This window comes from Xanthomonas boreopolis (genome assembly GCF_046529185.1).
Classification (GTDB): Bacteria; Pseudomonadota; Gammaproteobacteria; order Xanthomonadales; family Xanthomonadaceae; genus Pseudomonas_S; species Pseudomonas_S boreopolis.
Genome location: NZ_CP097162.1, coordinates 2,546,883 through 2,560,673 on the forward strand (window position 1 = coordinate 2,546,883; position 13,791 = coordinate 2,560,673).

The 13,791-nt window shown below is 63.7% G+C and carries 13 protein-coding genes; 12 read left to right on the forward strand and 1 reads right to left on the reverse strand.

The window, feature by feature from the left end:
- Positions 1-28: 28 nt before the first annotated feature.
- From M3M27_RS11410 to M3M27_RS11435, 6 genes are all read left to right on the forward strand, one after another.
- Positions 29-1,732, forward strand: coding sequence for an alpha/beta fold hydrolase (locus M3M27_RS11410; RefSeq protein WP_140720677.1), 1,704 nt, complete (start codon positions 29-31; stop codon positions 1,730-1,732).
- Positions 1,733-1,863: 131 nt separating this feature from the next.
- Positions 1,864-2,784, forward strand: coding sequence for an alpha/beta hydrolase (locus M3M27_RS11415; RefSeq protein ID WP_218569562.1), 921 nt, complete (start codon positions 1,864-1,866; stop codon positions 2,782-2,784).
- An 89-nt stretch (positions 2,785-2,873) separates the two neighbouring features.
- Positions 2,874-4,013, forward strand: coding sequence for an NAD(P)-dependent alcohol dehydrogenase (locus tag M3M27_RS11420; RefSeq protein WP_140720675.1), 1,140 nt, complete (start codon positions 2,874-2,876; stop codon positions 4,011-4,013).
- Between the two features lie 54 nt (positions 4,014-4,067).
- Positions 4,068-5,519, forward strand: a complete 1,452-nt coding sequence (locus tag M3M27_RS11425; protein ID WP_140720673.1) for an aldehyde dehydrogenase — start codon at positions 4,068-4,070, stop codon at positions 5,517-5,519.
- A 36-nt stretch (positions 5,520-5,555) separates the two neighbouring features.
- Complete coding sequence (gene folP / locus M3M27_RS11430; RefSeq protein WP_140720671.1) at positions 5,556-6,437, forward strand: dihydropteroate synthase; 882 nt, start codon at positions 5,556-5,558, stop codon at positions 6,435-6,437.
- Entirely contained in the window at positions 6,422-7,633 is a 1,212-nt protein-coding gene (locus M3M27_RS11435; RefSeq protein WP_140720669.1) for an MFS transporter, read from the forward strand. The genes folP and M3M27_RS11435 overlap by 16 nt, the downstream gene beginning before the upstream one ends.
- 18 nt (positions 7,634-7,651) lie before the next feature.
- Here M3M27_RS11435 and M3M27_RS11440 read toward each other — a convergent pair whose 3' ends face one another.
- On the reverse strand, positions 7,652-8,548 hold the full coding sequence (locus M3M27_RS11440) for a LysR family transcriptional regulator (RefSeq protein WP_256661879.1): 897 nt from the start codon (positions 8,546-8,548) through the stop codon (positions 7,652-7,654).
- A 114-nt stretch (positions 8,549-8,662) separates the two neighbouring features.
- Here M3M27_RS11440 and M3M27_RS11445 point away from each other — a divergent pair, with 114 nt between their 5' ends.
- The 6 genes from M3M27_RS11445 to M3M27_RS11470 all read left to right on the forward strand — a co-directional run bounded on the left by M3M27_RS11445 (position 8,663) and on the right by M3M27_RS11470 (position 13,636).
- Positions 8,663-9,295: an NADPH-dependent F420 reductase gene (locus tag M3M27_RS11445; protein WP_140720665.1), complete on the forward strand. Its 633-nt coding sequence runs from the start codon at positions 8,663-8,665 to the stop codon at positions 9,293-9,295.
- An 85-nt stretch (positions 9,296-9,380) separates the two neighbouring features.
- Complete coding sequence (locus M3M27_RS11450) at positions 9,381-9,779, forward strand: DoxX family protein (RefSeq protein WP_140720663.1); 399 nt, start codon at positions 9,381-9,383, stop codon at positions 9,777-9,779.
- 60 nt (positions 9,780-9,839) lie between these two features.
- Positions 9,840-10,643: a dioxygenase family protein gene (locus M3M27_RS11455; protein WP_140720661.1), complete on the forward strand. Its 804-nt coding sequence runs from the start codon at positions 9,840-9,842 to the stop codon at positions 10,641-10,643.
- Entirely contained in the window at positions 10,640-11,320 is a 681-nt protein-coding gene (locus M3M27_RS11460) for an alpha/beta hydrolase (protein WP_140720659.1), read from the forward strand. Before M3M27_RS11455 ends, M3M27_RS11460 begins: the two co-directional genes overlap by 4 nt.
- Positions 11,321-11,579: 259 nt before the next feature.
- On the forward strand, positions 11,580-12,245 hold the full coding sequence (locus M3M27_RS11465) for a response regulator transcription factor (RefSeq protein ID WP_140720656.1): 666 nt from the start codon (positions 11,580-11,582) through the stop codon (positions 12,243-12,245).
- Positions 12,242-13,636 carry a sensor histidine kinase gene (locus M3M27_RS11470; protein WP_140720654.1) on the forward strand — a complete coding sequence of 465 codons (1,395 nt, stop codon included), beginning with the start codon at positions 12,242-12,244 and terminating at the stop codon, positions 13,634-13,636. The genes M3M27_RS11465 and M3M27_RS11470 overlap by 4 nt, the downstream gene beginning before the upstream one ends.
- The last annotated feature ends 155 nt before the right edge of the window (positions 13,637-13,791 follow it).

A 13,791-nucleotide genomic window follows, 5' to 3' on the forward strand; every position in this document is an offset into this window, starting at 1 on the left:
CATCAATTTCCAAAGAGGATCGCCCATCATGCTGCCGAAATTGCTGCTCTTCCTGGGGCTCGCCATGAGCATTTCCCCCGCATTGGCCGATCCGGCCCAGAAGGTACTCGGCAAGGACTACGTCTTTCCCAACCGGATCGAAGGCCTGCCGCACAAACTCTCGGATTTCACGGACCTGCAGATCAACCGCTTCACCACGTCCGATGGCGCCGAGTTGGCCTATTGGGAAGCCGGCCAGGGCGAACCCCTGATCTTCATTCCGGGTTGGTCGGCCAACGGCGCTGAATACATCAACGTGATGTACCTGCTCAGCAAGCACTATCACGTCTATGTCCTCGACCCGCGCAACCAGGGGTTGTCTCAACGGGTGGAGTATGGCAGCCGGATCGCACGCTTCTCGATGGACCTCAAGGAATTTTCCGACCACCTCAAGCTGGACAAGGCCGACTACGTCGGTTGGTCGATGGGCGCTGCGGTGCTTTGGGGCTACATCGACCTATTCGGCACCCGCGGCATCGACAAGGCCGTGTTCGTCGATGAGCCGATCTCGATCTACTCGCACCAGGACTGGAGCGAACAGGAGCGGCTCGATGCCGGCGGCACCACGACCGCGCCCGAACGCATGGTCGCCGGCTTCACCCAAGGCGCACCGCTCAACAGCTTGGTGACTGACCTCTTGCCTTGGCAGCGCGTGCAGCTCAAGGACTCGCCTTACTTCGCCAATTCCTCGGCATTCGCCAGCACCTTCATCCACAACGATCCACAGGCGCTGGGGCGGGTGTTGTTCGACCATATCGTCAATGATTGGCGCGACGTCATCCGCCACAAGATCAATATCCCGGTAGCGATCTTTACCGGAGAACGCAGCAACAACCTGCCCAGCCAGCAATGGATGCACAAGACCATTCCCGGCTCGCAGCTCTACGTGTACACGGAGAAGGAACAGGGCGACCACTTCCTGATGTTCAAGAATCCGGTCAAGTTCACATCGGATCTCCGCGGATTCCTGTCGAAAGAGACAAAAGAGAACGTACGGAGCAGGCATGAGAATCGCCAATCCGCCAACGACTTGGATACGAGTGCTGCAGAATCCTACCGGCTATCTGGCGTGCAGCTTCGCCCATCGATGTACCTGGGGGAAGACACAGCGCTGGAGCTGAGGATGCCTTCCGCGAACTATCAAGATCCGGCCAAGGAGACGCTCAGCGATCGCGACTTCATGGCTTGGCTGCCGATAGACTTCCAGGACGGAACGGTCGAGGTCGAGGTGGCTAGTGAGCTGGCACCTGATGCGCCGGCGTACGCCAGGGGGTTTGTCGGAGTCAGCTTCCGAATCGACGAACAGGGGCGCTTCGAGAGCCTCTACCTGCGACCAACGAACAGCACGGCTGACGATCAAGTTCGTCGGAACCGCAGCGTGCAGTATGCCGCCTACCCTGACTTCCGGTTCCATCAGTTACGTGCCGAAGATCCCGGAAAGTACGAGTCATATGCCGATCTCGCTCTGGGACGATGGATCCATATGAGGCTGGTCGTGGCAGGAAGCCAAGCACGCCTGTATCTGGATCGAGATCCACAGCCAGCACTAATCGTCAACGATCTGAAGCTCGGGCCGACCCAGCGCGGCGGTGTGGGCATCTGGTTGGAATCGGGAACGATCGCGCACTTCCGACACCTGCGGGTGACGGCAGCCACTACCCCAATAGAGGTAGACGAGCCGCGGCGTTCCTGAACGACCACGGCCAGAAGGATTCTCCACTCGACCCATAACCATCGTTCGACAATAAAACCCATGGACATTCCACTGTGATTCGCACAAAGCTGATATCGCCGATATTGTTTCTGATCGGGACTGCCCTTGCCATGACCTCCCATGCGGGCACCACGCGGGAAGGCGACTTGGCGTTCGCAAGGCAAATGCGTCAGGATTTCAAGTCTTCCGTGGCATCGGTAGGCACGCCGGAGCGGGTTGCGGAACAGCGCGACTTCACGGTCGGCGCCGGAAAGCCGGAACGCCGGATTCCCGTGCGCCTGTACCTGCCGGCCAACACCGGGGAGGAGACGCTGCCGATCGTGCTGTTCATCCACGGAGGAGGCTTCGTCGCCGGCGATCTCGACTCCTACGACCCGATGCTCACGGGCCTGGCCAATCGCACCGGCGCGGCCGTTCTTTCCGTCGACTATCGCCTTGCGCCTGAAAATCCCTTTCCCGCCGGGCTGGAGGATGCCTATGCCGTATTGAAATGGGCAGCGAAGAATGCCTCATCTTTCGGAGCAGACGGAAGTCGCATTGCGATCAGCGGCGACAGTGCCGGCGGCAACATTGCGGCCGCGACCGCAATGCTTGCGCGCGACCGACACGGCCCGAAGCTGAAGGCACAGCTTCTCATGTATCCGACCGTGAGCAACAAGATGGACACCCCCTCCTGGAAGGAGCTGGGGGAAACCCATTTCCCGACTCGCGAGATCAATTCCAAGGTGATCGACGCATACGTCCCTGCTGGCACGAGTCACTATGCGCCGCTGGTTGCGCCCCTGTGGGGCGATCACCAGAAACTGCCGCCAGCCCTCATCATCGTGGGGAACCTCGATCCGCTGCGTGATGAGGATAAGGACTATGCTGAAAAAATGCGTCTTGCCGGTGGCGAAGCGCAGGTCATCGTCTATCCAAATGCACAGCATGGATTTGTGCAGTTCTACCAACAGAAGGACAAGAATCCAGATGGCGAAGTGGCCCTCGCCGATGGCGCAAGATTCCTTATGGAAAAGTTGAAATCTGAATAAAGAAATTTCCTGGACAGAATAAATGCAAGTCGAGTTCATCCCTTGGCGCATAGCCGTGGGCTTTTCATATCAACCGACAGGAGGCTCCAATGACTCACGATAATGCCCCGCTACTGCCGATTCGTGCCGCTGTGGCGCGTGAAGTCGGCCAACCGCTCCACCTGGAGTCGGCCACCTTGGAGCCCCCGCGCGATGACGAAGTGCTGGTACGCCTGGTCGCCAGCGGCGTGTGCCACACCGACATGGTGGTGCGCGACCAGCATATGGCCACGCCTCTGCCGATGATCCTCGGCCACGAAGGCTCGGGCATCGTCGAGAAAGTCGGCGCCGCGGTGTCCACTGTCGAGCCGGGCGACCATGTGGTGATGACCTACATGTACTGCGGGCTGTGCGCTCCGTGTTCAACCGGACACCCGGCGCATTGCGAGCACATGGGCCAGCTCAACTTCGCTGGTGCCCGCATGGATGGCAGTTCCTCGGCACATGATGCGCAAGGTCATCCGCTCCACGATCATTTCTTCGGCCAGTCATCCTTCGCGACCCACGCGATCGCCAACGAGCGCAACGTCGTCAAGGTCCGCACGGACGTCCCGCTGGAACTGCTCGGCCCGTTGGGATGCGGCATCCAGACCGGCTCCGGCGCGGTACTCAACGCATTGAAGGTCCACGCCGGCACCTCGTTCGCCGCCTTTGGCACCGGCGCGGTGGGCCTGGCCGCACTGATGGCCGCGCGCGTGGCCGGCGCCACGACCATCATCGCGGTGGATGTGAACCCGGCCCGTCTCGCGCTGGCACTGGAACTGGGCGCGACGCATGCCATCAACAGCCGTGAGCAAGACCCTGTCGCCGAGATCCGTACGATCACCAGTGGTGGCGCCGACTTCACGCTCGAATGCAGCGGCCGTGCCGAGGTGCTTCGCCAGGCCATCGACAGTCTGGGGATGCTGGGCACGTGCGGCATCGTCGGCGCCACCCGAGAGGGCACGGAAGCCAGCTTCAACGTCAACGACGTGATGATTCCCGGCCGCAGGATCATGGGCATCGTCCAGGGCGACGTGGTCTCGCGCACCTTCATTCCCGAGTTGATCGAACTGTACCGGCAGGGCCGCTTTCCTTTCGACCGGCTGGTCAAGTTCTATCCCTTCGAGGAGCTGAACCAGGCCATGGCCGACAGCGAGAGCGGCATCACCATCAAGCCCATCCTGCGGCTGTCCGAGGTTTCCTTCTGACGCGACCGATCGAATCCGGCCGCGGCATTGCATCCACATCACGAGAAGCACTTCATGAAAACACGCCTCATCATCGACAACACGCCACGCGAGGCCGAACACGGCGCCACCTTCGAGCGCCGCCACCCCGTCACCGGCGAGCTGGTCACCACCGGCGCGGCCGCATCGGTCAACGATGCCCTGGCGGCGGCCGATTCTGCGGCGGCCGCCTTCGCCGATTGGTCAACCACCGGCCCGTCCACTCGCCGGGCCATCCTGCTCAAGGCCGCGGACATTCTGGAAACCAGGATCCCGGAGTTCTGCAAGGTCATGGCCGCCGAAGTCGGCGCCTCCGAACTGTGGGCGACGTTCAATGTGCGTGGATCTGCCGCGTTGTTCCGCGAGGCAGCCGGCCTGGCCACCCAGATCCAGGGGGAGACCATCCCCACCGACAAGCCGGGTACCTTCTCGATGACCTTGCGCCAGGCTGCGGGTGTGGTGCTGAGCATCGTGCCGTGGAATGGTCCGGTGCTGCTCGGTGCGCGCGCCATCGCCTATCCGCTGGTCTGCGGCAACCCGGTGATCTTCAAGGCATCCGAGAGCAGTCCGCGCACCCACGAACTGCTGGTATCCAGCCTGTATGAAGCCGGCCTTCCGGCTGGCGTGCTCAACTTCCTCACGTCCACCCCCACCGATGCCGGCGCGGTGACCGAGGCATTGATCGCCCACCCTGCGGTGCGCCGGGTCAACTTCACCGGTTCGACCAAGGTTGGCCGCATCATCGCCGAGACTTCCGCGCGCTATCTCAAGCGCAGTCTGCTGGAACTGGGCGGCAAGGCGCCGTTCGTGGTGCTGGACGATGCAGACCTGGATGGCGCGGTCAATGCCGCCATCTTCGGCACGTTCCTGTACCAGGGCCAGATCTGCATGTCGACCGAGCGTTTCGTGGTGGACGAGAAGATCGCCGACGCGTTCGTCGAGCGCTTCGCCGGCCGCGCCCAGGCCTTGCTCGCGGCCGATCCGCGCGAGAACCCGGGCTGCGTCATCGGCCCGATGGTCAGCCCCGCCTCCGGCGAGCGCCTCAATCACATGCTGGAGGACGCCGTGTCCAAGGGCGCGGTGATCGTGGCCGGTGGCGATGCCGAGGGCGCCAGGATGCCGGCAACCATCGTCGACCACGTCAAGCCGGGCATGGTCATCTATGGGGAAGAGACCTTCGGCCCTGTGACCACCATCGTGCGGGTCAACGGCATCGAAGAGGCGGTCCGCGTCGCCAACGACAGCGAATACGGCCTGTCCTCGGCGGTGTTCGGAAGCAACATCAACCGTGCGTTGTCGGTCGCCGCTCGCCTGCAGTACGGCTGCGTCCACGTCAATGGCGCCACCGTGCAGAACGAGGCCCAGGCCCCCTACGGCGGCATGAAGAACAGCGGCTACGGGCGCTTCGACGGCCGCGCGGTCATCGACGAGTTCACCGAGGTCAAGTGGGTCACGCTGGAAGACCCGGCCCAGCCCTATCCGTTCTGAGGACTTTGGCCCAACGCAGCAGCCGTCTCGTCGATCATGAACAACGCAACGCAACTCACCGCCCGCGGCTCGGTTCTCGACCTGAGCCACCCCCACGTCATGGGGATACTCAATGTCACCCCGGATTCATTCTACGACGGGGGACGCCACAACACGCCGGGAAAGGCGATCGATCATGCCCATGCGCTGATCAGGGATGGCGCCACGATCATCGATGTCGGCGGCGAATCGACGCGGCCCGGTGCTGCGCAGGTCAGTGTTGACGAAGAGCTGCATCGGGTGATTCCAGTCGTCGAAGCGCTTGCCCGGCGCTTTGACGTCTGGCTTTCGGTCGACACCTCCAAGCCGGAAGTGATCACCGCCTCCGCACAAGCGGGTATCCACCTCATCAATGACATCCGCTCGCTGAGCGAGCCGGGTGCGCTGGAAGCGGCAGCCGACAGTGAACTGCCGGTGTGCCTGATGCACATGCAGGGCGAGCCGCGGACCATGCAGGTCGCACCGCACTACGACGACATCGTGGTCGAGGTATCCAGCTACCTCCAGGCGCAGATCGAACGATGCATGGCTGCCGGCATCGCGCGTGACAGGCTGCTGCTCGATCCTGGGTTCGGCTTCGGGAAGCGGCTCGCCCACAACTATGGATTGCTGGCAAGGCTGGAGGAGCTGCAGGCGTTCGGGTTGCCGCTGCTGGTCGGCATGTCGCGCAAGTCCATGGTCGGACAGCTCCTGGACGTCCCACCGTTGGAGCGGCTGCATGGCAGCGTCGCCTGCGCAGTGATCGCGGCCATGCACGGTGCCCACATCGTGCGCGTGCATGACGTGCGGGCGACCGTGGATGCGATGCGCGTCGTCGAGGCCACACGTGCGGCAATGTACCGGCACCCAAGCGAGAGCGCGGCATGCCTGGCGTCGTGACCCCTCTTCCCGGAGAGGCAGCTTCGCCGGTCAGCCGGGCCAGGCATGCCGCCATCATCTTCGCGCTTGCGTTCGGTGGCTTCGCGATCGGGGTGAGCGAGTTCTCGATCATGGGACTGATGCCCAATGTCGCCAGCGACTTCGGCATCACCGAGCAGGCCGTCGGACGCCTGATCAGCGTCTATGCGCTCGGAGTGGTGGTGGGAGCGCCCACCATGGCGCTGCTGGGCGGGCGCGTGAAGCGCAAGACCATGCTGATGGCGCTGATGCTGCTCTACGCCATCGCCAACCTTGCCAGCGCACTGGCACCGGACTATCGGTGGATGCTGATCGCCCGGTTCGTGTCGGGACTCCCGCACGGCGCCTTCTTCGGCCTGGCGGCCCTTGTCGCCGCTTCTGTCAGCACGCCCGGACAGCGCGGCGCCGCGGTTGCCAAGGTGATGTTCGGCATCACGCTCGCACTACTGATCGGCAATCCACTGGCCGTTGGCATCGGCCAGTCGCTGAGCTGGCGGTACGCCTTTTACGCCGTGTCGGCCGGCGCCCTGATCACGGCCGTGCTGATCGCGATCTCGCTGCCGCCGCGCCAGGAGGGCCAGGCGCCCAGCATGCGGCAGGAACTGCGCGACTTCCATCGCGCCGAGGTATGGCTGGCCTTGCTGGTGGGCTCGGTGGGATTCTCGGGCCTGTTTTGCGTCTTCAGCTACATGGCCCCGACGATGACGAATGTTACAGGCGTATCCGAACACTGGATTCCATTCGGGGTCGCCACCTTCGGCGTGGGCTCCCTGCTCGGTGCCCAGGTGGGAGGCTGGATGTTCGACAGGTTCGGCAGTCGGGCGGTGTCGCTGAGCCTGATCGGGGCTGTCGTCGTGCTCCTGCTCTACTTCTTCGCGGTACGGTCACCGCTCTCTGTCATTCCCGGCATCGTGCTGGTGGGTACGATGGGGACGCTGGTTCCCATCATGCAGATCCATCTGCTGGACGTGGCCCGGGATGCACAGGGCCTGGCATCGGCCTCCAACCAGGCCGCCTTGAACGTCGCCAACGCCCTGGGGCCATGGTTCGGCGGCCTGGCCATCACCGCCGGGCTGGGATGGGCGTCGACCGGACTGGTGGGTGCCACGCTGTCCCTGGCCGCGCTCCTGATCTGGTCGCTGGCACCTGCCAGACTCAAACGAGCCGAGGTGCTTTAGCCGGCGCTCGCGTAGCCGCTATCGCCAGCACGGCGACGCGAACGCGTCGACCAGGAAATCGAGTATCCGCCGTGTCTTCATCGGCAGGTGCTTGCGACTGGGGTAGACGGCGTGGATGCCCAGCGTGAGCGATCGATACTCCGGCATCAGCTCGACGAGTCGCCCCTGTTTGAGATCCTCGCCGATCAGGAAATCTGGCTGGAGCACGATGCCCTGGTGCGCCAGTGCGGCGATCCGGCAGGTATCGCCGGAGTTGGTCCGGATATGCGGGCTGATCCGCACGTGCTCTTCCCCGGCCGGGCCGGTAAAGCGCCAATCGTCCCTGCCGGTCCAGTAACTGTAGGCCACGATGCGGTGCGTCGCCAGATCCTGCGGCGTCCGGGGATGCCCGTGCGCTTCCAGATAATCGCGAGAGGCGCACAGGACGATTCTCGTGGTCGTCAGTCGGCGGCCGATGAGCTGCGAGTCGGCGAGATTGGTGATGCGTACCGCGATGTCGTAACCCTCCTCGACCAGATCGACCACGCGATCGTTCAAATCGACGTCCAGTTGCACCTTCGGGTTGGCATCGACAAACCGTGGCCACAGGGGGGCCAGATGCAGCAGGCCGAAGGAGACCGGTGCATTGATCCGCAAAACGCCAGCCGCTTCGGCACCGCGGGAGATGGTTTCTGTCTCCAGTTCGTCGAAGGCTGCCACCAGCTCGATGGCTCGCGTATGAAAGCGCTGCCCGTCCTCCGTCAGGGAAAGGCGGCGGGTGGTGCGGTGAAGCAGACGAATCCCCAAGCTGGCCTCCAATTCCCCCACATGTCGGGAAATCGCCGCCTTGGACAGGTTCGTTGCCTCTGCGGCCCCGACGAAGCTGCCAGCACGAACGACGGCGAGAAAGCTGCTCAATTGCTGCAGGTCGAGCACGAATTGTTCCCCTTTGCGTGACAAATAATCATTTGAACCGCTATTTATAACAATAAATGAAGAGAATAAAGTGGCAACCAATCCCGAACACGGGTCACCCACTTGGAGCTTCTCATGAACATCCTCATTCTTGGTGCCGGCAATATGGGCTCGGCATTTGCGCGTCAGTTCACCCAGGCCGGCCATCGGGTTCGGATCGTCGCGCGTGATCTTGAAAAGGCGGCGACTGTTGCCGCCGCCAATGCGCCGGCAACCGCAGTGGCGCTAGCCGACAGTGCCGCCGACAGCGATGTGATCATCGTGGCCACGCCCTACGAGCAGGCCGTCACCGCGCTGCATGCCGCCGGTTCCCTGGAAGGCAAGGTGATCGTGGACATCACCAATCCGCTCACGGCCGACTACATGGGCCTGACGCTGGGCCATGCCACTTCGGCGGCGGAGGAAATCGCCAAGGCGCTACCCGGCGCCCAGATCGTGAAGGCTTTCAACACGGTCCTGGCGCAAGTCCTCGCCGAAGGTCCTGCCTTCGCCAACGGCCAGACCGTGCCGGTCTTCTATGCCGGCGACGACGAACGTGCCAAGCAGACGGTGCGTGCACTGGCCGAAAGCATCGGTTTCCAGCCGATCGACGCGGGCAGTCTGAAGAACGCCCGTTATCTGGAGCCGGTCGGTGGACTGAACGTCTATTTCGCCTATGGCGCCGGCCAGGGCACCCAGATCGCGCCCACCTGGATCCATCGCAACTGACCCCCGAAACAGGCAACGGGCCACATTGCGCGGCCCTTGCCACCTTTCCTTTCTCTCCATTTGATCCGTAGACAGGACACTCGCCATGAAATCGCATGCCATTCTCTCGCTGCTGGGCCGCTTCGCCCTGGCGCTGATCTTCATCATCACCGGCTGGAGCAAGATCACCGGCTACGCCGGCACCCAGCAGTACATGGAAGCCATGGGCGTCCCCGGTGCCTTGCTGCCGCTGGTGATCGCGCTCGAGCTTGGAGGTGGCCTGGCCATCGCCGCCGGTCTGCTCACGCGCTGGATCGCGGTCGCGATGGCGCTGTTCTCGGTCGCCACGGCGCTCATCTTCCATGCCGATTTCGGCGATGCCGCGCAGGCCATCAATTTCTGGAAGAACCTCTCGATGGCGGGCGGCTTCCTCCTGCTGGCCGCCAATGGCGCTGGCGCCCTGAGCATCGACGCGCGGCGCTCCGGCTCCGCCCAGGCATCGTAAGTTCACCTGTTCCCCGGCGCGGCAGCGGGCGAAGTACGCCCGCTGCCCTGGAGAGACACCATGTCCCGTGCTCCTTCACTCTTCATTTCCCACGGCTCGCCGATGTTCGCGCTGGAACCGGGCGTGCTCGGCCCGAACCTGCAACGTGTGGGCGCCTGGCTGCATGAGATCCCGGCCATCGTCGTCGTGTCGCCGCACTGGCAGACGTCCGGATTGCGTGTGACCGCGACCCGGCAGAACTCGACCATTCACGACTTTGGCGGCTTTCCTCAGGCGCTCTATGCGCTGCAGTACGAACCGCCGGGAGCGCCTGCCTTGGCCGCCGACATTGTCCGGATGCTCGGCGACGCGGGCCTGCCGGCCACGCTCGATCCGCAGCGCGGCCTGGATCATGGCGCCTGGGTGCCGCTGCGCTACCTGAAGCCTGCGGCCGACGTTCCGGCGCTGCAAGTCTCCCTGCCAGCGCGGATGGACGCGCAGGGCGCGGTGCAACTGGGCAAGGCACTGGCCCCGCTGCGCGAGCGCGGCGTGCTGGTCGTCGGCTCGGGCAGCCTCACCCACAACCTCGACGAGTTCCGCAGCCACATCCGGGACCCGGAGTACGCACAGACCTTCGCCGACTGGGTCGCCGAGGCGATCGCGCACCGCGACGATGAGGCGCTGGTGCGCTACCGCAGCCTCGCCCCTCACGCCGCGCGTGCGCATCCAACCGAAGAACACTATCTCCCCTTGCTGGTGGCACTCGGCGCAAGCACGCAGGACGAAGACCGCATCCGGATTCCCGGAGGCATGACCTACGAGGTGCTGTCGATGGACTCCTTCGGCTTCGGCCTCACCCCCACCATCCCCCTGGAAGCCACATGAACGCCACGATTTCCGAACTTCGTACCGACCTGTCGCTTGCGTTCCGCACCACCTCGCCCGATACCGCGCCGGCCAAGCGGCTGCTCGTGCTGCTGCATGGCGTAGGCGGCAACGAAACCAATCTTGCGCCGTTGGGGGACACGCTGATCGACACCCGCGTGATCCTGGCACGTGGCCCACTCACGTTCGCTCCCGGCCAGCACGCCTGGTTCCAGGTGTCGTTCGGCCCCCAAGGACCGCGCCCGGATCTGGTGGCGGCGGAGCAGAGCCGGCAGCGACTGGCGAGCTTCATCTCGGAACTTCAGGCAACGTACGCCGTACCCGCCTCGCAGACGGTGGTGGCCGGCTTCAGCCAGGGCGGCATCGTGAGCGCCAGCATCGGCCTCACCCAGCCTGGGCTCGTCGCCGGCTTCGGCATCCTCTCCGGTCGTATCCTGCCCGAGATCGCGCCGCAACTGGCCAATCGTTCTGCGCTGGCCGAGGTCAATGGCTTCATCGGCCATGGCCGGGACGACACCAAGCTGACGGTCGATTGGGCGCATCGCGCGGATGCATGGCTGAGCGAACTCGGCATTCCCCATGAGACGCACCTGTACCCGGGTGACCACGGCATTCCTCCCGCCATGCAGAAGGACTTTCTTGCCTGGTTCGGACGTCTGGTCGGCCAAGAAAGCTGAACCCACATCCTCTGGCCGGTGGCAACTGCGGGAAACGCGAGGGCGCATCCTGGCTGCGGCATGCCGGGCTCGGCCCAGCACGCCGCGCCCATCGAAGGCGCTGGATATGGCTGGGCGCCCCGGGTCAATCCCATCTTCGGATCCGCCGAAGTTGCAAAATCGGCAGGGAAAAGACTGCCGTACCATGGCTTAAAAAGATATTAAAGCGTCTGCTTCATGATTTCTCGAGAACCGAAGCCCGATCGGGGAATGACGTGACATGAACCTCCTACTCGTAGAAGACGACCAGATGCTGGGCGAAACCATCCGCGATGGGGCACGCCAGAGTGGATGGCACATCGATCACGTCGGCGACGCGAACACCGCGCGCAGCGCCCTGGTGGACCACAGCTACGCGGCCGTCCTGCTCGACATCGGTCTTCCGGGCGATTCCGGTCTGGCCGTCCTGCGCTCGATGCGGAGTCGCTACGACGCCACGCCCGTTCTGATCCTGACGGCACGCGGCCAGCTCAGCGAGCGCATCGCCGGCCTCGATGCCGGCGCCGACGACTACCTGGTCAAGCCGTTCCAGTTCGACGAGCTCTGGGCACGCGTGCGATCGGTCATCCGCCGCAGCCAGGGACGTGTCGTCCCGGTGTTCACCCATGGGGACATCCTCATCGACCGCAGCAAGCGAGTGGTCACCAAGGCCGGCACCGAGGTCGTCCTCAGTGCCCACGAGTACCGTACGCTGCTTGCCCTGGTCGAGCGGCCTGGCCATGTCGTCACACGCGACCATCTGCACGATGTCGTCTACGGCACAGCGAGCAATGTCGAGAGCAATACCATCGCGGTGTTCATCCACCAGTTGCGACGCAAGCTCGGCGACGATCTGATCCGGACCGTCCATGGGCTGGGCTACGTCATCGGCCAGCCGACCGCATGAAGTCGCGCTCCTTCAACGCGCAACTCATCCTGGTGATCGTCGCGGTCATCGCCCTGTGCTGGACGGTGGTGCTCGGGATCGTGCTCACGCAGCTCTCGCTCAACCGCACCAGCACCTGGGACGAAAAGCTCGGCGCGATCGCCACCCAGCTCCTGGTGACGATCCCCGCCGACAGCGACTTCGACGGAGAAGGCAGGCCGGGCCTCAAGCTGAAGGAGGTCGCCGGCACCGAACACGAGCAACTGGTGTTCCAGATCTGGATTGATCGCAAGCGAATGGTCGCCAGCACGCCCGGGTCCCCCGAGTCGCCGCTTCAGCCCGACTTCTCCGATGGAGCGGCCTCCACCCAGGTCGAGAATGAGAAGTGGCGTGTCTTTTCCGCAACCGACAGCACGGGACGAGTGACCGTCCAGGTGGGCAATCTGCAGAGCATCGTCGATGCGGACATGCGCCACGAGGCGGCCCATGCGCTGGCCCTGGCAACGGTCCTGCTCATCATCGCAGGTCTTGTCATGTGGTTCGTCAGCCAGGCTGCACTCAAACCCGTACGAGCGCTCGGCACCGCCATGCGCCACCGCCGCCGCTTCGATTTCACCGCCTTGCCGCTGGATCGCTTGCCGCGGGAACTGCATCCATTGGTCGACTCCTTCAACCATGTCCTCAAGCAGCTGGACGAGGCCATCGAAGGCGAGCGCCGCTTCATTGGGGATGCCGCCCATGAGCTGCGCACACCGTTGTCAGCCTTGCAGGCCCAGGCCGAAATCGCACTGCGAGCCACCGATCCTCAAGACAAAGATGCCGCCCTGAGGAAGCTGCTGGTTGTCGCCAAGCGCAGCACACGGCTGTCCGAGCAGTTGCTCGATCTGGCGAGCATCAGTGCGGGTGCCAAGGCCCCCAAGCACGTACCGGCCGATTTGAACAAGCTGGTGCAGCACGTTGCCCAGGAGTTCGAGGTCTATGCCAACCTGAACCAGCGTTCGCTATTCCTGGATGTGCATGCCTGCAGAATCTCCTGCGACATCGATGAGATCGGCATCTTGCTGCGTAACCTCATGCACAACGCCATGCGCTACACCAGCGAAGGCGGCAACGTGCTCGTGCGCTGCGGCTATGAGGCCTCAGAAGGAGGCGAACGGGCGCAACCCATGGTCTATCTGGAAGTTACAGATGACGGCCCGGGCGTTCCGGCCGAGCAGCGCGAGGCCATCTTCGAGCGCTTCTACCGGGTCGCGGGCACGCCTGTGCGTGGTAGCGGCATCGGCCTGTCGCTCGTGGCCGGCATTGCGGAAGCTCACAATGCCACCATCCACACCGGCACCGGGCTGGAAGGGCGGGGGCTCATGGTGCGCGTCATTTTCCCGGGCATCGTCGAGCCAGGCCGCCCAGGCTGATCCAACCGACCTTGTCGCGCCCGGTGGGGTTCGTTCTTCCATGAGGCCATCGCGAGACATCGAGCTTGGCTGAGGGCGCGTGAGATACATGCCGTTCACATTTTTTCGCTGAACGGCCCTTTTCTTAAAAAATTCCTAATAACTCTAAAAATCCC